At 34.8% G+C, this 21,640-nt stretch carries 9 protein-coding genes and 1 pseudogene; 9 read left to right on the plus strand and 1 reads right to left on the minus strand.

The genetic code is table 11. The annotated features are described in order from the left end of the window. The first annotated feature begins 31 nt into the window (after positions 1–31). From PSA_RS10905 to pssA, 6 genes and pseudogenes are all read left to right on the plus strand, one after another. Positions 32–5,227, plus strand: a complete 5,196-nt coding sequence (locus PSA_RS10905; RefSeq protein WP_042153523.1) for a hypothetical protein — start codon at positions 32–34, stop codon at positions 5,225–5,227. 611 nt (positions 5,228–5,838) lie between these two features. Then, positions 5,839–12,183: an AHH domain-containing protein gene (locus PSA_RS10915; protein WP_059364899.1), complete on the plus strand. Its 6,345-nt coding sequence runs from the start codon at positions 5,839–5,841 to the stop codon at positions 12,181–12,183. 2 nt (positions 12,184–12,185) lie between these two features. Further along, positions 12,186–13,319 carry a hypothetical protein gene (locus PSA_RS10920; protein WP_042152653.1) on the plus strand — a complete coding sequence of 378 codons (1,134 nt, stop codon included), beginning with the start codon at positions 12,186–12,188 and terminating at the stop codon, positions 13,317–13,319. Between the two features lie 182 nt (positions 13,320–13,501). Then, on the plus strand, positions 13,502–13,672 hold the full coding sequence (locus PSA_RS25215; protein WP_157575767.1) for a hypothetical protein: 171 nt from the start codon (positions 13,502–13,504) through the stop codon (positions 13,670–13,672). A 449-nt stretch (positions 13,673–14,121) separates the two neighbouring features. After that, positions 14,122–14,592: pseudogene (locus PSA_RS10925) on the plus strand (YceI family protein); the annotation flags it as partial. A 233-nt stretch (positions 14,593–14,825) separates the two neighbouring features. After that, on the plus strand, positions 14,826–16,157 hold the full coding sequence (pssA, locus tag PSA_RS10930) for a CDP-diacylglycerol--serine O-phosphatidyltransferase (RefSeq protein WP_042152656.1): 1,332 nt from the start codon (positions 14,826–14,828) through the stop codon (positions 16,155–16,157). 193 nt (positions 16,158–16,350) lie between these two features. Here pssA and ald read toward each other — a convergent pair whose 3' ends face one another. Continuing rightward, complete coding sequence (gene ald / locus PSA_RS10935; protein WP_042152659.1) at positions 16,351–17,469, minus strand: alanine dehydrogenase; 1,119 nt, start codon at positions 17,467–17,469, stop codon at positions 16,351–16,353. 128 nt (positions 17,470–17,597) lie between these two features. Here ald and lrp point away from each other — a divergent pair, with 128 nt between their 5' ends. The 3 genes from lrp (at position 17,598) to lolA (ending at position 21,638) form a co-directional block, all read left to right on the plus strand. Next, complete coding sequence (gene lrp, locus PSA_RS10940; protein ID WP_042152661.1) at positions 17,598–18,089, plus strand: leucine-responsive transcriptional regulator Lrp; 492 nt, start codon at positions 17,598–17,600, stop codon at positions 18,087–18,089. Positions 18,090–18,140: 51 nt separating this feature from the next. Next, the gene (locus PSA_RS10945; RefSeq protein WP_042152664.1) at positions 18,141–20,783 is read left to right on the plus strand and encodes a DNA translocase FtsK; all 2,643 of its coding nucleotides are present in this window, start codon (positions 18,141–18,143) and stop codon (positions 20,781–20,783) included. A 246-nt stretch (positions 20,784–21,029) separates the two neighbouring features. Further along, positions 21,030–21,638 carry an outer membrane lipoprotein chaperone LolA gene (lolA, locus tag PSA_RS10950; protein WP_042152667.1) on the plus strand — a complete coding sequence of 203 codons (609 nt, stop codon included), beginning with the start codon at positions 21,030–21,032 and terminating at the stop codon, positions 21,636–21,638. Positions 21,639–21,640 lie beyond the last annotated feature (2 nt).

Raw genomic sequence — 21,640 nt, forward strand, 5'->3', positions numbered from 1 at the left:
ATACTGGTATAAGCGTGATAAGGAATTAAAAATGCATATTTTACTCTCAGATGGAAGCATATGTTCAATTGAGATAATTTTAGTAATTACACCTGACTTTCCAATTAAGTATAAACTTAAAACCGATTTATCGACACAAGAGGGGTTGCAGGAATCTATTAAGGTTCAAAAAGAGGTATTTAAGCATGCCTACGAAAGTGCATGGTCATGTTTTAATGCCGCAGAACTAAGTAAAAAACAGGATGTGACACTTGCTAAGTTTTCTTTGAAAGTAGTTTATACACCTGAAGAAAACAATTTTTTAACTCCAATTAAAGGTAAAAGCTCAGGCTTAGCCTATAGTATCGCCATCTATCTAAAAATAAGAAACGAGGTTTTTGGCATAGCAGCGGGTCAACTTCCTAAGATTTATGCTACCGGTGAAATTCACAATAATGAAATAATAAAAATAAATGCTTTAGATCAAAAATTAAAAGGAGTGTTAGCTTATCAGGAAACTCAAACTCAAACTCAAACTCATACGAATCCTAAATTCGTTGTCTTTTACCCTAAAGATAACATTGATGACTTGAATGAAAGTTTAATCAAGAAATTCGAAGATTTAGGAGGGGAACTTGTTGCTGTCAACTCATTGAATGAGGCTTTAGAGCATTTAGGTATTTGCAACAACAAATATAAACCTGCAAGTCTTCGAGGTAGTGAAGTATTCGAGTTTGAACATCGAAATTTTTATTTTGGCCGAGATGATTTCATAAAAGAAAAGTATCCTAAAATTATCGACAGCAAGAGGTTAACTATATTAGAGGGGCGCACCGGTGTAGGTAAATCGAGTTTAGCCCGTTGTGCTTTAATAAATCACTTTTATTTGACTGAAGGTTCAAATAAAAAGCTTGGTTACTCTATTTCAAAAGTTGATGATGAAAAAATAAATACACCTTACGGCTTGTTATCTCACTTTTTCTCAAAATTAAAAGCTGACAATAAATTTGACGTTCCTGAATCAGTTACAACAGACAAGAATGGATTCATCGAAGCCTTTAATAAAACAAAGTTAGATAAAGTTATTTGGGTTATTGATCAATATGAAGTGTTTTTAAGTGATCAAAATAAAGCTGTTAATTTTGCCAAATTGTTAGATGATCTATGTAACTCTATTCCTCAACTTAAGGTTGTTCTCGTTTTGAGAACTGAGGTTGTTGCGGTCTTTAGAGGTTTAAGTGAATTATCAATTTCTTTGAATGCTCCGAACCCTACTGATATCGAAGAGATGATTACTAAGCAACTTGAATATTTCAATATTTCCATTGAACCGAGTTTAAAAACAAGTTTAATTGATCAAACTTATAGTAAACATGCTGCGCTTTGTCATTTGGGAAGCGTGTTAAAGGAAATGGTGCACATTGCTAGCACAGATGGAGATGGCAATAAGTTAGAGGAAAAAAGACAGCTTAATCAAGATATTTTTAATGAAGTGTTAAACGGTGGTGACCTTTCAACATATATAACATCTAAAGCTGATAAAATCGTAAATAAATATTCTGAACAACAACTTTTTTTATTTTGGGATTTATTTGTTCACTATTCTCAGGAACTGCACGGTCAAGATTTAAAAGACTTCTTACTAACCACCACCATTAATTTGGCAATAGTTGAACAAAATAACTTAGTCGAATTAATTACGGATTTAGTAGAGGTTAAACTCGTAACTGAAACGATAAATGCAACAGGCGAAAAAGCTTATAAAATCGTCCATGATTTTCTGGTGGATATCAATAAAAGCAAAGAGTCCAAGCAGATCACTGAGTCCCTTTGGAGTGTTAATTATAAAAAGTGGTTTGAACAATCTAAGCCTTTTTTGTTGTGGAGGATGAAAAACTTTGAATGCTTAAAATATCGAGGAGATAATGAGCAGCCTATATTAGCTGAACATGCAGCTATAGAAGGTGAATCGTTACTTAGCCAAAATAGTATTAGAGAAGAGCGGATAAAAACTATAGTGAGCTTATCTGTAAACTTTTATGACAAAAAGAAAATTGAAAATCAAAAAAAGAAAATTGAAAATCAAAACAAGAAAGCTAAACGACTTCAATGGATGGTTTACGGTGGAGCTGCGTCACTTATAGCTGTAGTCTTATGGGGCCTTTACACTTGGTCTTTATTATCCGAAAGAGACCAAGCCATAGTTAAAGCTAAACAGGCTTTAACAGCAGAAAAACAGGCAAATAAACTAGCAAGCTTGTTAATCTCAAATTTATCCCAAATGTTGTCTAAAAACTCTTTAGACCTAAGGGATGAGGAACAAGCGAGAAAAAGTGCACTTATCTCTTTAGCTACAGCAGAGAACCCGCTGAATAGCATAAATAAGTACGCCCAGCAAGTTCTTTCTCGATTAGGGGTTAATCCAATTGAACGTGATAATATTCCGACTCGAGGCGGAAAAAAGTTTTTGACCTATAATAATGTCTTCGATGTAAATAATGATGCCATTGCTTATTTAAAATCAGAAAATATCATTCAAATAGAGCATAACTATAGCGCTTTTAAACCATTTCAAATAACAGTAAAAGATCAGATTATAGGTCTAAGATTATTAGGTGATAAAAATAGGTACTTATTAGTTGAGTATAATAATTCAGAGTATGCGATTTACTTACTCGATGATAAACAACTCAAATATCAAAGTCGTGCTCAGTTAACTGATTTTAGTAAGAGGCTGATTGTATCAAATGATAAAACAAAACTTTTGATTTTAGATAATGAAGAATCTAGTCAATTAATAAACCTGTCAAATCAAATTATTGAGTCTAAAGCTATAACAACACCACTATTAACTGAAGTGAGCGCGATTTCAGATAATGGCAATTACCTCGCTGGGCGAGACAAAAATAACTTTCCTATTGTCTACTCTATATCTTCGCAAAACAGACTAAATACAAAATGGTCTACCAATAGCTCAATAGCACCTATTTTCTTATCAAATGAAAGCATTGTTTTTACAAGGGATTTGATCCCTAAGATTTATAACTACCTTAATAATGAAGAACAAGAATATAAGGGAAAAATTAGTAAACAGACATATATTCTGAATGATATAAGTCAACGTATTTTTCACCATAGTGGGGGTTTTGCAATAAAAAATGAAACCAGTGATGAGAAAACAGGCTTCAGTATATATAGGCAAGATACAATTGAAAACATAGCGAGCCCACTTTATAGCAAACTAGACGGGGAATTGCGCTATGAATATAACAATGGAATTATTTCAAGCGCTTATATTACAAAGAGCAGCCTTCGATTGTTATCAAAAAATGAAAAGTATTTCGCAATTAAAGCGGGTACAGAGGTTGAGGTATACAGTACAAAGGGGCAATTAGTTACTGTACTAAGAGGTAAAGGTGATGAAATCAGAAAAATTAAAGATCTTAAAGACAATCGGTTGATTGCTCTTTATCAATCAAGAGATGCTTTTATTTATAATATTGTCACAGGGGAAAAGCAAAGAATAGACAATCATGATTTACCGAAGGGTTTTCATTATTTTAGTGATGATGGAAAATATTATGTTTTAATACACAATCAGTCAGAACTATTTGTAAAAAATTTAAATAATGGTGAGTTGTTTACTAAAAAGCTAGAACAAAAAGTTAAATCAGATGATAACTTATTGCTAGACTCGGGTGGAAAAGAAAGCTTTGTCGAAATAAGTTCGAACTTCAGTCGCTTAGTTAAAATTTCATTAGATACAGGAAAAATGAAGATCATACTTGATAACAGTGATAACAGTGATAACAGTGATAACAGTGATAACAGTGATAACAGTGATAACAGTGATAACAGTGATAACAGTGATAACAAAAGAGGCTTCACCTTATCTCCAAGTAGAAAGAGGCTTCTAGCGACAGAAGAAACGCAAGATAGCAAACAATTAATAGTATATGAATGTTGTGAATTACCATTAAAGAAAATAACTAGTATTAACATACCTAAGAAGATAATCACTGCTTTCCATTTTAGTGCTAACGATAAAGTCATTTATGGCTTAAATGGCTATTCAAGTCACAAGGTTAAGGTTGATGAAAAACAAAGAAAATTAACACCTAAGAATGTATTTTATTGGAGCATCGCAGATGATAAGTTTTACAACAACTCTTTAGACTCCAGTAACTATGACTTTATTAATGAAAATAGCGCGTTTGGTGTTCTGAATCAAACAATAACTCAATATAAGCTTGATAAGCCAAGTGTTGTATTAGAACATAGAAATTCGCATGGATTAAATTTAGCCCCATCATTTAAGGTCAATTTTTTCAATGAATCTGAAAGTCTCTTAAAAATTAGGTCTAAAAGGTTTTCACTTGAACAAGTTAGCCCATCCATAGGTGGAGCTGCTAAATTTAACTTGCTCGATAGGAAAAACTTAATAAGAAAAAGCATTACTTTACCCGAATTTAGATTAGAAGACTTTAAAGCGATACATTTATCATCGGACTTTGACAAAATTGTCCTGGAATTAAAAACAGGCATCATTTTTTATAATTTGAAATCTAACAAGTCAATAAAACAAGATGGTGACAGATTATTTTTCATTGGTTTAACTTCAGATAGTAAATTTGCAGTCTATGGAAATTATGGATACTTAAGTCCTTATTATTTTGTTGAAATGAATCAATTAAAAATTGATAAACCGAGTGGCATTAATATAATCGGAGGGACGGTGAATTTATCATATAACCTTGATAATAAGAGATTCTTATTAGATTACCTGCATAATAATTTTGTCTCTGATAGTTTTGTTTATAGCTCTAATCTAGGGAACATGGTGAAACTAACCTCGAAGGGTGATGAAGACAAGTTTATTAATTTCTCTAACAATGGTGATTATTTATTATATGGAAATGACTCTAAACAGGGGGGGAACAAAACCCTTGACTTTGATTCAGCTGTATTTATAGCACCTTATTTTATGAAAAAACATGAATTTGAGGAAATACTGGCTAATAAATTTGGTATTGATACTGGCTCTCAAAAAGAGTTTTTTAGTACATTATTGAAACAATTTACAAGAATGACTCAAAAGTTCAACTCTGATAATAATGCAGATGATGCTATTCCAAGATATAGCTGCAGTCTAGTTTATAAGGAAAGCAACCGTCACTGTTATGTGACTCCCCCTGAGTTACCAAAAAATTGTAAATCTGTTGTGCAAAAGACGAATGTTTGCAAGTGATGACTTAGATTTATCAGTCATTGATATTCGCTTTATGCTTAGGACTTTAATTACCCAAAATACTTTATGGGTGAAGTTTGTATTAATAGATTTGTGTTCGGTTTAAGCCATCATTTTTTCAATATCAGTTGATGGCTTATTTTCTTAATAATGCCTTTCTTGTTTTATGTTAAACCATTACGAAATAGTCACTTTACAAAAGTCATTTTCATCAGTGATTAACTCAACTACTTTGTTCATGCCTGCAGTCTTCTTACTTTTTAGGCGAGCTGTATGAGCGCTGCTGCGATTCAATTCAACTTCTTATTTTTATTTGGGTTATCTATCGAGCTAATTTTACTCTGGGGGGCAAACCAAGGCTTTAATTCATTTGAATAAAATTAGTTGCTATAAATTGGCATAGAACTTAAAGGAGTTATTATGCAAATTTTTCAATTGAACAAAGCTACGAAGACAATATTTATAGTAATGAGCTCCATAAGTAAGATATTTGCTTTTGAACCCCTTTTTATACTGGCTGATAAGTCAGTTTTTATAAACTTAAATGAAAATTGCTTTTTGATACTCGCTCACAAATCTACCCTGGATATTAATTTAAGAGGCTGAATATAATGAAAAAATTTCACTCTGTTTTATGGGGGACATGCTTATTAGCTTCGATAAATGTGTATCCAAATGTACCTAGTGTATCCCCAAACCCTGGTCTTCAATATGATAGGTATAATTTTGTAGTTGATTTAGGAGGTTCGCTAAATAGTGAGTATGAGTTAAAAATATCTCTTGGCAATGGGGAGGGAAATTGGCTTGATTTTGAACTAATGACTCCTAATGCTAAGAGAACTGAGTTCTATTATGACAGAGTCATCTCTCAACCAGGTGATCGCGTCTTTAAATATCAAGCATTTCAAGATGAGGTAGCTGTGTCCAAAGAGTATTTTGGCAGTTACAAAGTTAAGACTGCAAGTCTTTCATCTTTTAGCCCAGACTCAACAATAAAAGGAAAATCCACCACCTTTACGATAATCGGCAGCAATATCCCAAGTAGTGTGATTGCGAATATAGAAGGTATGGAAGAGCTTTGCACAAGAAAAAGTTATACCGCTTCACAGGTTACCTTTGCATGTACGGCAAATACTACGGGCGAGAAACAGTTTAATGTAAAAGCGCAGTCTGGTGGTGAGCGTCTACCTGGTTCAGAGGACTGGTTTATAAATGTATTTAGAAATGAAGCGCCAGAAGTAACGTTCGTAGAATCAGTTGCTGTAAATGACAATGTGCTCAGTGCAAAAGTAAGAAGTACAGATGATGTGGCGCTGGAGCGAGTTTCATTCACATTGCATGACAAAGATGGTACGAAATTAGATATACAAGACTCTGTTGTGGTAACACAACCAAAAGACGTCACATTTAATAGCGACCCGTCCGCACTATCTTGGGGGTATCAACCGGCAGGCAAAGATGAAGAAACAGCGTGGTTAATTGACATATCAGGTTTAGATGCAGGTAACTACTACATTGTTTTCTATGGATCGGACGGCACAACGGTTGTTGATACAAGCCATATTGCTTTCACAAAAACAATACCAGCGGATTCTGCACCTGTCGTTGCAGTTACAGAGTCAGTTGCAGTCAATGATAATGTGCTCAGTGCAAAAGTAAGAAGTACAGATGATGTGGCGTTGGAGCGAGTTTCATTCACATTGCATGACAAAGATGGTACGAAATTAGATATACAAGACTCTGTGGTCGTAACACAACCAAAAGACGTCACATTTAATAGCGACCCGTCCGCACTATCTTGGGGGTATCAACCGGCAGGCAAAGATGAAGAAACAGCGTGGTTAATTGACATATCAGGTTTAGATGCAGGTAACTACTACATTGTTTTCTATGGATCGGACGGCACAACGGTTGTTGATACAAGCCATATTGCTTTCACAAAAACAATACCAGCGGATTCTGCACCTGTCGTTGCAGTTACAGAGTCAGTTGCAGTCAATGATAATGTGCTCAGTGCAAAAGTAAGAAGTACAGATGATGTGACGTTGGAGCGAGTTTCATTCACATTGCATGACAAAGATGGTACGAAATTAGATATACAAGACTCTGTGGTCGTAACACAACCAAAAGACGTCAGATTTAATAGCGACCCGTCCGCACTATCTTGGGGGTATCAACCGGCAGGCAAAGATGAAGAAACAGCGTGGTTAATTGACATATCAGGTTTAGATGCAGGTAACTACTACATTGTTTTCTATGGATCGGACGGCACAACGGTTGTTGATACAAGCCATATTGCTTTCACAAAAACAATACCAGCGGACTCAGCACCTGTCGTTGCAGTTACAGAGTCAGTTGCAGTCAATGATAATGTGCTCAGTGCAAAAGTAAGAAGTACAGATGATGTGACGTTGGAGCGAGTTTCATTCACATTGCATGACAAAGATGGTACGAAATTAGATATACAAGACTCTGTGGTCGTAACACAACCAAAAGACGTCAGATTTAATAGCGACCCGTCCGCACTATCTTGGGGGTATCAACCGGCAGGCAAAGATGAAGAAACAGCGTGGTTAATTGACATATCAGGTTTAGATGCAGGTAACTACTACATTGTTTTCTATGGATCGGACGGCACAACGGTTGTTGATACAAGCCATATTGCTTTCACAAAAACAATACCAGCGGACTCAGCACCTGTCGTTGCAGTTACAGAGTCAGTTGCAGTCAATGATAATGTGCTCAGTGCAAAAGTAAGAAGTACAGATGATGTGGCGCTGGAGCGAGTTTCATTCACATTGCATGACAAAGATGGTACGAAATTAGATATACAAGACTCTGTGGTCGTAACACAACCAAAAGACGTCACATTTAATAGCGACCCGTCCGCACTATCTTGGGGGTATCAACCGGCAGGCAAAGATGAAGAAACAGCGTGGTTAATTGACATATCAGGTTTAGATGCAGGTAACTACTACATTGTTTTCTATGGATCGGACGGCACAACGGTTGTTGATACAAGCCATATTGCTTTCACAAAAACAATACCAGCGGACTCAGCACCTGTCGTTGCAGTTACAGAGTCAGTTGCAGTCAATGATAATGTGCTCAGTGCAAAAGTAAGAAGTACAGATGATGTGGCGCTGGAGCGAGTTTCATTCACATTGCATGACAAAGATGGTACGAAATTAGATATACAAGACTCTGTTGTGGTAACACAACCAAAAGACGTCACATTTAATAGCGACCCGTCCGCACTATCTTGGGGGTATCAACCGGCAGGCAAAGATGAAGAAACAGCGTGGTTAATTGACATATCAGGTTTAGATGCAGGTAACTACTACATTGTTTTCTATGGATCGGACGGCACAACGGTTGTTGATACAAGCCATATTGCTTTCACAAAAACAATACCAGCGGATTCTGCACCTGTCGTTGCAGTTACAGAGTCAGTTGCAGTCAATGATAATGTGCTCAGTGCAAAAGTAAGAAGTACAGATGATGTGGCGTTGGAGCGAGTTTCATTCACATTGCATGACAAAGATGGTACGAAATTAGATATACAAGACTCTGTGGTCGTAACACAACCAAAAGACGTCACATTTAATAGCGACCCGTCCGCACTATCTTGGGGGTATCAACCGGCAGGCAAAGATGAAGAAACAGCGTGGTTAATTGACATATCAGGTTTAGATGCAGGTAACTACTACATTGTTTTCTATGGATCGGACGGCACAACGGTTGTTGATACAAGCCATATTGCTTTCACAAAAACAATACCAGCGGATTCTGCACCTGTCGTTGCAGTTACAGAGTCAGTTGCAGTCAATGATAATGTGCTCAGTGCAAAAGTAAGAAGTACAGATGATGTGGCGTTGGAGCGAGTTTCATTTGCAATATTTAAAGAAGATAAAACAGTCATTGATACATCTTCATTAATTACAGTAAATAGTCCGGCGAATGTGAATTACAATGCAAATAAAGATGTTTTTTCTTGGGGTTATTCACCGGCGACGAATGTTGAATTATCTGAATGGGAAATAGATATTAATCAATTACCTAAAGGTACTTATTATGTGATGTTTTATGCATCTAATGGTACTGAGTCAGTAAATACTGAATTTGTTCAATTTGAGCAATCTGTAGATAACTCTGAACCAGCAAATGTATTGTCTGTTCGTTTAACGCCAGAAATTCCATTACTGTATCAGCCTTTAACGTTAAAGGTGGTTATGAATAAACCAGCGCTGAATGTGTCTATGTCTGTCGGTGAGGCTGAAAAAATTACAATGGCGCATTCAACTAATTTAATTGCCTGGGAATATACTTTAGATGAGGGGTTGCAATCATTAGAAGAAACAAGCTTTAAATTATATGTGAATGATCAATCTAGTGCATCATATAGTCAATCTCTAACAGCTATATTAGACCCAAATTTGCCAGTTGTTAAATCGTTATATTGGAAGCCATTAGAACCAAAGATTAATGAAAAAATTGAGTTTAATATTCAATTAAAGCAACGAACAGAAAGCGCTTTACAAATTGAACTCCCAGCTTCAGATGAGATTCTAGGGCTTAGTTCTGTTGATGGAGTGAATTGGAGTGGAGAGTTATCAAACGGATTAGCTGACAATAAATCAAAGTTATTTGAATTAAAAGCTAACGATAAAATACTATTAAAGAAAGAAATTAAAGCTTATGCAAATTATTGGTTTATGCAAGATGGTATTGATGAAAACTATGATGATGGTGTTGAGCTTAGACCACAAGAGAAGTTTGTTAAAACGTATTGGTTAACTAATGTAGGGGATTATAATTGGGAGCAGTTTAAATTAAAAGCATGTGACCAACAAGGAAATATTTGTGAGGAAGTAATTACCTCTATAAGTGCGAAGCAAGGTGAGAGAAAGCGTCTCGATGTCAGTATTACTGCTGATAAAGCTGAAGGTAATTATAGAAAATACTTTAGGCTTTTTGACAGTAATGATGTATTAGTGACAAATCAGCTAAATCTAGAGCATATTTGGGTGGATTATGTGGTTAAAGCTAGAGATATTGCTGAGGAAGTGTGTAAAGAAAGTACATCATTAAATTGTACAGATGAAGCTGTATTTATAATAAGTGAATCATATAATGAAGGTATTAAACTATGTGAAGCTGTTACAGATTCTAATATTAACTTTAAGCTTAAAAATCTTACCGTGGTCGCACATAATGAAATCGATTTTAACATAGAAAAATTGCCAAATAATAGATGGTTACTGCAACCACAGTTTAAATCGTCACTGCTTACTGAGTCTTTGAATGATGATGTTAAAAGGTTTGTTAGTGAGTTAAATAATGTTGTTCATTATTTGCCCGAGTATACATTGTATGACCCAAGTGAAGGTGTAAACCCAGCTAAGTTTGCATGTACCGCTCAAGTGAAAATGAATTTGCTGAGTAAAGTCTATGAAAGTGCTTATAAAGAGACTGTTTCTAGGAACAATGCTCAAGTACAAGAGCTAGAGAAAGAGCTACAGCTTGGTGATAATAAATTTAAAAGCAATATTTCTATAGGATTGAGTGCTGCACTTGCTGATGAATTAGAGCACATCAATACTATTATGAAAACTCGAGATACTTTAAATTATGCGATCCGCAGAAGCTTTAGCGACTTTTTTATAAATGATGCTGCTGAAATAATCAATATTGATGAAACAATAATGCATCTTGATGTAGCTGTTGAAAAGCTTAATGCATTAAAAGGGTCAATGTCTTTAACGGATAATGATTTCAAGAATTTTGAGTTATTATTGGATGAACTTGTGCAGCAAGCTGAGATTGATCCAGAAGGCCTTTGGGTTGCGAGTACAAAACTAAATGACCTGGTTAAAAACAAAGCTTTTAAGTCGATATTCATTAAAGGGCTAGGACTACATGACATAGCGGATACAGAGTTAGTTAACTCAGATGAATTTGGTTATTTAATAGGTTTTTACGGCGGGCAATTAATAACTGAAACAGTTCACCTTATAAAGTTAAAAAACCTGAAGAATAAGTTAGTTCATGGAATGGCAAAAAGTGTTGCTAAAAATGCTGCAAAGTCGATTTTTAAAGCTGCTAAAGTATTAGACCGACTTTCAAACGGAGTGGAAGTAGAGGGCATCGCGCGGCTAAAAGATAGTGGAATAAACAAATTCTTGGCTTTGAGACGTGTATTGGAGGGGCTAAAATCAACGAATGATGCGAAAATTAATACCGATAGAGAATATGCTTTCAATCAATCGAGTCAAAAATTTCTAACTGAATGTAAACTTTTTGATCAGTGGCCTACACCAGCTATTTATAGTGATAAATGCCATGTATTTAACGAGAATAACCGTTTTGGCAGAAAGCTTAGTTATAAATACTCACTTCTTAAAAATAATGTAGTGCCAACGGGAGGTCAAAAAAATACCCAGCGAAGCTATATTGAAAAAGTAATAAACCTGCCTTCAAAAAGTCAATGTCAGGTTCATCACATACTACCTAAGAGTTTGTTTTTCCAGAACGGAATATTAAAGGAGGATACTAATTACCAATATTTTGCTCACGATCAATCTAACCTTATTGTTTTGCCAGAAAAAAACAATAATAAGTACTGTTCGAATAATGAACGAGCAGCACTTCATAGAGGGCCGCATCGAGTATATAACAAATTTGTTAAAGCTGTTTTGTCTGAGTGGTTAGCTGGTCAAAGTGGATTGAAACCGGAAAAATATATGTATTTGATTAATACCTTAAGAGTATTGCTATCTAAAGGTAATGGGTTGTTTCCGTTAGAGAAATCACACGATTTACCTAAACATGAGAATGATAAGATAGACCTTAAGAAATCAAGGTTCGGACGCAATGCGAAAAGCTTAGTTAACTTTTTGAACAAATATAATGAACATGCCCGCAACTATTTTCCAAGCAAAAGTAATAAGGAATGATTATGAAAGCGCTATTACCTATTATCTTGACGATGTTACTTTTTTCAGGATGTGGAGGGAGTGACGGCAAACGTTCTTCAGAACCTCTACCCACACCTGTAGTCGATGAAAAACCGCCAGAATATGTTTACTTTTATCTTGATTCTAAAGAGTTGGCGGACAATAACTTAAATGATTATCAGCTATCTTACTTTGATCAAAGGTGGGAGAAAATTAATGGACTAGACTTTGTTCGTAGTGAGACTTATCCAATTATTAAAGTGGATATATCTAAATTAGATAGCTTTCAAACTGAAAAACTTAGTTCATTACCATTAAAGCTAACAGCATATGGTGAGCGTGTACTGAAAAGTATTTTTACAAGGAATGATAACAATAAGAGGTTTGTTTATGTGAATCAGTATACTAGTGTATTTTCTCAGGTTGTTGAAAGCATATATGAAAATTCATCTATAAAAAGTGAAATTGTAACTGAGTATTTAAATTATTTAGACCTGTCTGATTTAAACAATGATACTAAAGTAACTGAAGCCGATATTGGTTTGTTTGATTCTGGATTCCATTCGTCTCCCAAAGGTTCTATGATCCTTAATAAATTAAGCCAAAATAGTAATTTAAGTGCGTATGCATTATTTTTACAAGCTTTAGGTGAAAGTAAGAAGATTTGGCCTTTCGAATTGATACAACATAGCAGTACATATGTTGATATGAAAGTTCAGGACTATCTTTACGAAAGTGTTGATGGGGCCTTTTTTAGTATCAAAACAGCATGTGAAAATACTGAGTATGATTCATCTATGTTAATTTCAGCCTCTGAAAGCTTTAGTATTTCGGATAACTGTAGATTTACATATCAGTTATGTCATGATGAAGGTTTCAATTGTTCAGGAATTGAAACTATTTATTATTATAACAAAGAGTTTACCAAGTATATGCCAGCTAATAGAGTTTTAACATCAAATGCAGATATAGGCATTTATAACATTGCTAACCTTCGTAAACTTGAAGATTTTGATAATCAGTATCAGGCTATAATTAACTTACAAGAAGCTAAAGAAGTTAAGCAGTTTTTGGCTTGTCAACTCATTAAAAGTCATGGTTACTACTGTGATGACTTTGGGTTTAAGTTTGAATAAAGTCAATTCTTCAGTTTGTAGATAAAAAGTTGCTAGTTACCTTAAGTTTTAGTAAAACATTTAAGGTAACTTTAAAGTTGCACTGTATTAGTCCAATTATATTAAACAAAAATAGTTGAATTATCATTGCTTATGTAGAGGATTTAATAACATAACGTGGCAAGTTAGTTACTGACTTTGTTATGCCTAAACGCATCACTGGCGGCAAAGGTCAGTTAGTTAGCATTGGTAAACGTGGTTTTATTATTGATGTGATCAACAATATTATTGAACATAGAAAAGCGAACGGATTTGGTGTTATCAAAAACACAGGTTTTTATTGTGGTTTAGAACCAGAAAGTCGTTTTTTCTGAATAATAAAGATGAGCCGTTCAAGCTGAAAAAGAACCAATCAAATAACTATCAAGCTTATGCACTCAGGCGTTATTTAAAAGCATTGAATCTTGGTGAGGGCACTGATACTAAATCATTGTAAACGTCCGGCGATCTGCGTCTAACAAATCACTATCAGTCACTTTAAGTTATTACCGTTACAGTAGAGTCTAAAGCTAGGTTTTCTAGTTTCTTGTCCTTTACTACTAAATAATAGAATTGATGAGTAGGCAATTTCAGATATTAAAAGTTACCTTCCATGTTTTATTATAAAGCTTTGATCAGAATGGTACTGGTACAAACGTAAGACTTAAATTGTTACCTATAGGTGTTTTAAGTGAAAAATCTGATGGTAACTTTTTTGTACTTAAAGCTTTCTTGCAATTTACGTTTTGATAGTTTCCTATTTTAAAGTGGCATATTAGAGCCAGTACAATTTAAAATAAAACATCTAGGTTACAGTTGGTTATTGGGTGAATTTAATACTTTTGATGGTAATTTTGATTATGATTCAAAGCAACCAAATCAAGCTAAAATAAATATCGAAATAGATACAAAAAGTTTAGATTCAAATCATGCAGAGCGTGATAAGCACTTAAAGGGAAATGATTTTTTAAATGTTGATAAGTTTCCTAAAGCAAACTTCAAAAGTAAAGAGATTAAATTCTCTGATGAAACAAATGCGATAGTCACAGGAGACTTAACTTTAAAGGGTATTACCAAAACAATTTCATTCCCGATCAGCAAAATTGGCGAAGGACAAGACCCATGGGGCGGTTATCGTGTGGGCTTTTCGGGTAATACCAGTTTAAAATTAACTGATTATGGTATTAACTATAATTTAGGTCCGGCATCTACGCATGTAGAAATGGCTCTACATATTGAAGGCGTAAGACTTTAAACTAGTGTAAATCCGAATTTATAAAAGGCTTTCTTTAAACAGAAAGCCTTTTTTGCTTCAATTTTAGCAAAAAGTCTTATATAAATTATTGGTCAGTATTGCATGTATAATGCACAAACAGCGTTAAAATCACTCATTTGTCATGATAGTTTGACTTAAATCCATGACCTTAGTGTTATTTTTTGATATGTTCTAAGGATAAATATATTAATCCTGATAAAAGGGTACAGTTAGTGCGTACGGATTTTTGGAAAAATACAGCTGCTTTTGGACTTAAAGATAATGAAGTAAACATATTATCTAATGCAGCAGATTATAAGACTCAAGTTTTAGAGCAGATCGCAAAAGCAGAAAACAGAATTGTTATTACAGCACTTTACCTTGAAGATGATGACGCTGGACGCGAGATTTTAGCCGCATTACACCAAGCCTCTCTAAATAAGCCAAATCTAAAAGTAACCGTTTTGGTTGATTATCATAGAGCTCGTCGAGGACGCATTGGCGAAAGTAAAAGTGAAGGCAACGCAAAACTTTATTGCGAATATAATGAAAAATACAATTCAAATGTAAAAGTATTTGGCGTGCCGATTAAGGCAAGAGAGATCTTTGGTGTTTTACATTTAAAAGGTTTAGTGTTTGACGATATTTTACTTTATACAGGCGCAAGCATTAATGACGTGTATTTACAGCAACACGACAGATATAGGTTGGATCGCTATTTTGTTTTAAATCAAAAGGGTATTTGTGACAGTATTGAATCATTTATGAATGAAATTATGCTAGTTTCTGAAGCAACACCTCGAATTGATAGTAGACCTATTGCAGATTACAATGAAATTAAATTAGCGCATAAGCAGTTAATGCGAACTTTGAAGAAAACTAAATACAAAGAGCCAAGTGGTATTAATAAAAACTCACTTAATGCGAGAATGTTTTTAGGTTTTGGTCGCAGAGGCAATGATCTTAATAAATTAATTAAAAACTTATTTGATCAAACTAAAGAAGAGTTAGTGCTATATACGCCATATTTTAATTTTCCAGCACCTTTAATGCGCTCCTTAAGAAAATTATTAAAACATGGTAAAAAGGTAACAATCGTTGTTGGCGATAAAACTGCTAATGACTTTTATATTTCTCCAGAAAAACCGTTTAATACAATCGGTGGTTTGCCTTACCTTTATGAAACGATTTTACAAAAATTTCTTAAAAGTCAAAATAAGTATCTAGAGCAAGGTCTACTTAAAGTTTACCTTTGGAAAGATAACGACAACTCATTTCATTTGAAAGGTGTATGTTCAGATGGAAAGCGTCATTTATTATCGGGCCATAATTTAAACCCTAGAGCATGGAGTTTAGATATTGAAAATGGCATTTTGTTAGATGATCCTAATAAAACATTAAAGCAAAGAATCGAAGATGAAAAAGCACAAGTTTTAAAGCATTGTACTCAAATTATGAATTACGATGAACTTGAAACTATGCCTGATTATCCTGCGCCAGTACAAAAAATATTAGGTAAAATAAAAAGAGTGAAGGGTGATGTCATTCTTAAACGTTTTATCTAATAAAATGCTGTAGATTATGGCTTATTTTGAGGCTGCTATAATTTTAGGAATGTTTCTAGCGATGATTGTAATTATGAATAAAAAGGATAAGTAATAATGTTAATCCTTTAAAGTTAATGAACATGTTAGACTAGTTAAAATATAAGCATAAAAAAAGCAGCTAATTAGCTGCTTTTTTTATTTTAGCGATAAACTATGCGTTTAAAGCATCAATTGGTGCAACATATTCCATGTTGAAACCTTCAGCAACTTCTTTATAAGTTACTTTACCTTTATAAACATTTAAGCCTTCAAGGAAGTTAGCATCATCTAATAATGCTTGCTTGTAACCTTTGTTTGCAAGGTTAATGATATAAGGCAATGTTGCATTGTTAAGTGCAAATGTAGAAGTAAGTGGCACAGCACCTGGCATGTTTGCAACACAGTAATGTACAACGTCATCAACAATGTAAGTTGGTTCAGCGTGCGTTGTTGCTTTAGAAGTTTCAATACAACCACCTTGGTCAATTGCAACATCAACAATTGCAGAACCAGGCTTCATGCGTTTAATATGATCTGCAGTTACTAATTTAGGCGCTGCTGCACCTGGAATTAATACACCACCGATCACTAAATCAGCTTCTAAAACATGCTTTTCTAATGCATCAGCAGTTGAGTAGATAGCTTTAACTTTATTACCAAACTGAGCGTCTAAACGACGTAGTACGTCAATGTTACGGTCTAAAATTACAACTTCAGCACCCATACCAATTGCCATTTGTGCAGCGTTGTTACCAACCATACCACCACCAATAACAACTACTTTAGCTGGCTCAACACCTGGTACGCCACCTAATAACATGCCACGACCTGCATTTGATTTCTCAAGTGCTTGTGCGCCTGCTTGAATAGACATACGACCAGCAACTTCAGACATAGGCGCAAGAAGTGGTAAACCACCACGGCCGTCAATAACAGTTTCGTATGCAATACAAATTGCTTTACTTTTAACTAGGTCTTCAGTTTGTGGAAGATCAGGTGCTAAGTGAAGGTAAGTGAATAAAATTTGATCTTCACGTAACATTGCACGTTCAACAGCTTGTGGCTCTTTTACTTTAACGATCATATCAGCTTGAGCAAAAACGTCAGCAGCAGTATTTAAAATCTCTGCACCAGCAGTTACATAATCTGCATCAGAAAAACCGATGCCAATACCAGCATTAGTTTCTACAAATACTTGGTGGCCGTGGTTAATAAGTTCACGAACACTACCTGGTACCATACCTACACGATACTCATGGTTTTTAATTTCTTTAGGAACACCGATAATCATAATAATTAGCCTTTTTGAACGAGGTTATGTTTTATTCTATTGTATGTGTAAATTTGTAGTTTTACTCACTAAAGTTTGTGTATAATTAAGTTTATTAAACTAGATTATTTTAATTGGTAGTGATTTATATGGTTCATAATAAAGCATCTTACACATTAGATAGAATTGATCATAAGATTTTAGTCGAATTACAAAAAGATGGTCGCATTTCTAATGTAGAACTTGCCAGAAGAATTGGTTTAAGTGCTACTCCTTGTCTAGAAAGAGTTAAAAAACTTGAAAGGGATGGTTTCATAATGGGTTATAGAGCGGTGATTGACCCTGCTAAAGTTGGAGCTGCTTTATTAGTTTATGTTGAAATCACCTTAACAAAAACCTCTCCAGATGTATTTGAAGACTTTAGCCAAGCTGTAAAGCTTCACGATGAAATATTAGAGTGCCATCTAGTATCAGGTAATTTTGATTTTTTACTTAAAACACGTGTAGCAGATATGTCTGCATATAGACTCGTTCTTGGAGATGTACTCTTAAGATTACCTTCAGTGAGTGAAAGTCGTACATATGTTGTAATGGAAGAGGTCAAAAGTGATGAAATGTTACCACTAAAAGTAAATTCCTGATAAAGTTCAACATGAATAAATATTTATATAATAAGCAAAGGATTTATTAATATGCGCCTAAATGGTGTGCAACGCTTACTTGAAACCGGTCTAATAATTAGTACCTTTTCTGCTATTTTCATTTTATGTGCTTTAGTTAGTTTTCATCCAGCAGATCCTTCATGGTCTCAAACAGGTGAGTTTTTACATGTAAAAAATATAACTGGCTCAACAGGTGCTTGGATAGCTGACATTTTATTATTTAGTTTTGGCTGGCTAGCATTTTTTATACCTGTTGCCATTCAGGCTTTTGGTTATATCTTTTTTAAAAAACCACACAAGATCTTACAACTAGATTATTTAACATTAGGCCTACGTGTAGTTGGTTTAGTGTTCTTTGTAACAACAGCAGCAGCTATCAGTAGTATCAATTTTGACGATATATTTTATTTTCCTTCAGGCGGGGTAGTAGGGGATGTCATTGCAAATGCCATGATGCCGGCATTTAACTTTACGGGTACTTCAATATTTTTATTGTGTTTCTTTTTTGCAGGTCTTACTTTATTAACCGGTGTGTCTTGGGTTCAATTTGTTGATGTGTTAGGTGAATATGCCGTAAAATTTGGCACATACCTGCACCAGTTACCGCAAAAATGGGTTGATAGTCGACAAGCAAAACCAGCACTTAATATGACTAAAAGCACTGCAGTTCAAATTGAGCCAGATGAATTGTTAAATGATCCCTTATTGGCAGAACCATCAGGGGCTGAATCAAAAGTGTCTGAGGCTAAATTTGCTGAAACTGAGTCTCCTCAAATAGACGAAACAGAATTTAATATAGAAATAGAATCTACAGAGCCGATACATAATACTGATAATGATTTTGAACCAATTAATGAGCCTGTATTAGACCATCATATTGAAGAGAACTTTGCTCCAGTAGGTTCAGAATTTGATGATATTAACAGTATTTTAGATCAAGATATGAGCTTTAGTGCCATTGAAGATGAGCCAATTGATACTGCTAGTGCGTTAAACTCTTTAGATCAAAATGCTTATTCGCAAACACAAGACATAAGCGAACCGCTAGAAAGTGAAATTAGTGCACCTTTGGTACCTCAAGAAGTGGCAAAGCCAGTTATACCTATGCATTTGCAACCACAAACAGCAAAAGAAAAATTTGAAGACCTGTTGGCTGAAAAAACAAATAGCGCCAATATGCCACCATTACCGACTTTAGATTTATTGGATCGCCCAGACAAACAAAAAAATCCAATTTCTAAAGATGAACTTGAAGCAGTATCTCGTTTAGTAGAAGTAAAACTATTAGATTTTGGCATACAAGCAACAGTTGTAGGTGTGTATCCAGGCCCTGTAGTAACGCGTTTTGAGCTTGATTTAGCGCCAGGTATCAAAGTCGCTAAAATAACAGGTTTGGCAAAAGATTTAGCTCGTGCTTTATCAGCAGTGAGTGTGCGTGTGGTAGAGGTTATACCGGGCAAAACTTATATTGGTTTAGAATTACCAAATAAACACCGTGAAATAGTACGTTTATCTGAAGTAATTGATGCAGAAAAATTCAGACAAAGTGCATCTCCATTAGCTATGGTGTTAGGTAAAGATATTGCAGGGCAACCAGTTGTGGTTGATCTTGGTAAAATGCCGCATTTATTAGTGGCAGGTACGACAGGTTCTGGTAAGTCTGTTGGTGTGAATGTAATGATCATCAGTTTACTGTATAAATCAGGTCCTGATGATGTGCGCTTAATCATGATAGATCCAAAAATGCTTGAACTTTCTGTTTACGAAGGCATTCCACATTTATTATGTGAAGTAGTCACCGATATGAAAGAAGCATCAAACGCATTGCGTTGGTGTGTGGGTGAAATGGAACGTCGTTATAAATTAATGTCGGCTCTGGGTGTACGTAACCTAAATGGTTATAACCAAAAAGTACTAGCGGCAAAAGAGTTAGGCATGCCGATAAAGGATCCTTTATTTAAAGATACTGATGGTATGGCTAATGAGCCTGAAGACTTAGATAAATTACCAAATATCGTGGTTGTGATAGATGAATTCGCCGACATGATGATGATAGTAGGTAAAAAAGTTGAAGAGTTAATTGCACGTATCGCACAAAAAGCACGTGCAGCGGGTATTCATTTAGTATTAGCAACACAAAGACCTTCAGTCGATGTCATTACAGGTTTAATTAAAGCGAACATCCCAACACGAATGGCTTTCCAAGTATCATCAAAAATAGATTCACGCACCATATTAGATCAACAAGGTGCTGAAAACTTACTCGGTATGGGTGATATGTTATACCTACCACCTGGCACAAGTGTATCAGTACGTGTTCATGGCGCATTCATTGACGATCATGAAGTGCATGCTGTCGTTGATGATTGGAAAAAACGCGGTAAACCAAATTATATTGATGAAATCTTAAATGGTGATGCGACAGAAGATATATTATTACCTGGTGAAGCGCCTGAAGGCGAAGATACTGAGCAAGACCCATTATACGATGAAGCGGTTAGCTTTGTAATAGAAGGAGGGAGAGTATCAATATCAAGCGTACAGCGTAAATTAAGAGTCGGTTATAACAGAGCCGCACGTTTAGTTGAGCAAATGGAAACATCAGGTATTGTTAGTGCTCCTGGTCATAATGGTGCTCGCGAATTATTAGTACCAAACGCCAATGCCAATTAATTTATATGCTAACAGCTTTGGTTATTAAGATTAATTTGTGCATTTTATATCGTCATGCCCGAATTGTTTATATCGGGAATCTATAAATGCATAAAAAGATAGAACTTTGATAAAACACTTTGTAGATGACGCGCTTAATACAGCACTTAGACAGGTAAATTTATTTAAATTGATCTGTTTGTTAAACTCAGGTTCAGTTTTGTTTCGTTATAACAAGATAAATAAAAGAATTTAGGTATTAAAAGAATGATAAAAAAAAGCATTTTAAGTTTAATGTTCACTATGAGCTTTTCAACATTAGCCGGTGATTTAGAACAATTACGTAGTCAGTTAAATCTATTAAATAGCTTTACTGCGAAATTTGATCAAGTAGTAAAAGATGATCAAGGTGATATATTACAACAAGGTCAAGGCGAGATAGCCTTACAACAGCCAAATAAAATCAGCTGGCAACAAGAAGATACACTATTAATCTCGGATGGAGATAAAACCTATTATTTTGATAGTTTTGCTGAGCAGGTTTCTATATTTAAGTCAGAAAAATTAATTCAAAGTACGCCTTTTATCTTACTTACCAGTAATGATGAAAACCTTTGGCAGAAATACACAGTTAAAATGAGTAAAGGTGCTTATACAGTAAGCCCTAAGTCTTTAGAAAACGCACAAGTAAGTGCCCTTGTAATTCGTTTTGAAGATAAAACCAAGGGCTTAAAAGGACTAGAGATAAAAGATATTTCAGGGCAAACATCCTACTTTAATTTTAGCAATGCAACTGTAAATCCAGAACTTAAAGCAGAGGTGTTCAAATTTGATATCCCTGCTGACATTGAAGTAGACGACCAAACGGGTAACTAAAT

It is taken from the genome of Pseudoalteromonas sp. '520P1 No. 423' (assembly GCF_001269985.1).
Taxonomy (GTDB): domain Bacteria; phylum Pseudomonadota; class Gammaproteobacteria; order Enterobacterales; family Alteromonadaceae; genus Pseudoalteromonas.

Excerpts from the sequence above, each read along its gene's own strand:
- PSA_RS10905 (WP_042153523.1), top strand. The coding sequence starts at position 32 with ATGCATATTTTACTCTCAGATGGAAGCATATGTTCAATTGAGATAATT.
- PSA_RS10915 (WP_059364899.1), top strand. The coding sequence starts at position 5,839 with ATGAAAAAATTTCACTCTGTTTTATGGGGGACATGCTTATTAGCTTCG.
- PSA_RS10920 (WP_042152653.1), top strand. The coding sequence starts at position 12,186 with ATGAAAGCGCTATTACCTATTATCTTGACGATGTTACTTTTTTCAGGA.
- PSA_RS25215 (WP_157575767.1), top strand. The coding sequence starts at position 13,502 with ATGCCTAAACGCATCACTGGCGGCAAAGGTCAGTTAGTTAGCATTGGT.
- ald (WP_042152659.1), bottom strand. The coding sequence starts at position 17,469 with ATGATTATCGGTGTTCCTAAAGAAATTAAAAACCATGAGTATCGTGTA.
- lrp (WP_042152661.1), top strand. The coding sequence starts at position 17,598 with ATGGTTCATAATAAAGCATCTTACACATTAGATAGAATTGATCATAAG.
- PSA_RS10945 (WP_042152664.1), top strand. The coding sequence starts at position 18,141 with ATGCGCCTAAATGGTGTGCAACGCTTACTTGAAACCGGTCTAATAATT.
- lolA (WP_042152667.1), top strand. The coding sequence starts at position 21,030 with ATGATAAAAAAAAGCATTTTAAGTTTAATGTTCACTATGAGCTTTTCA.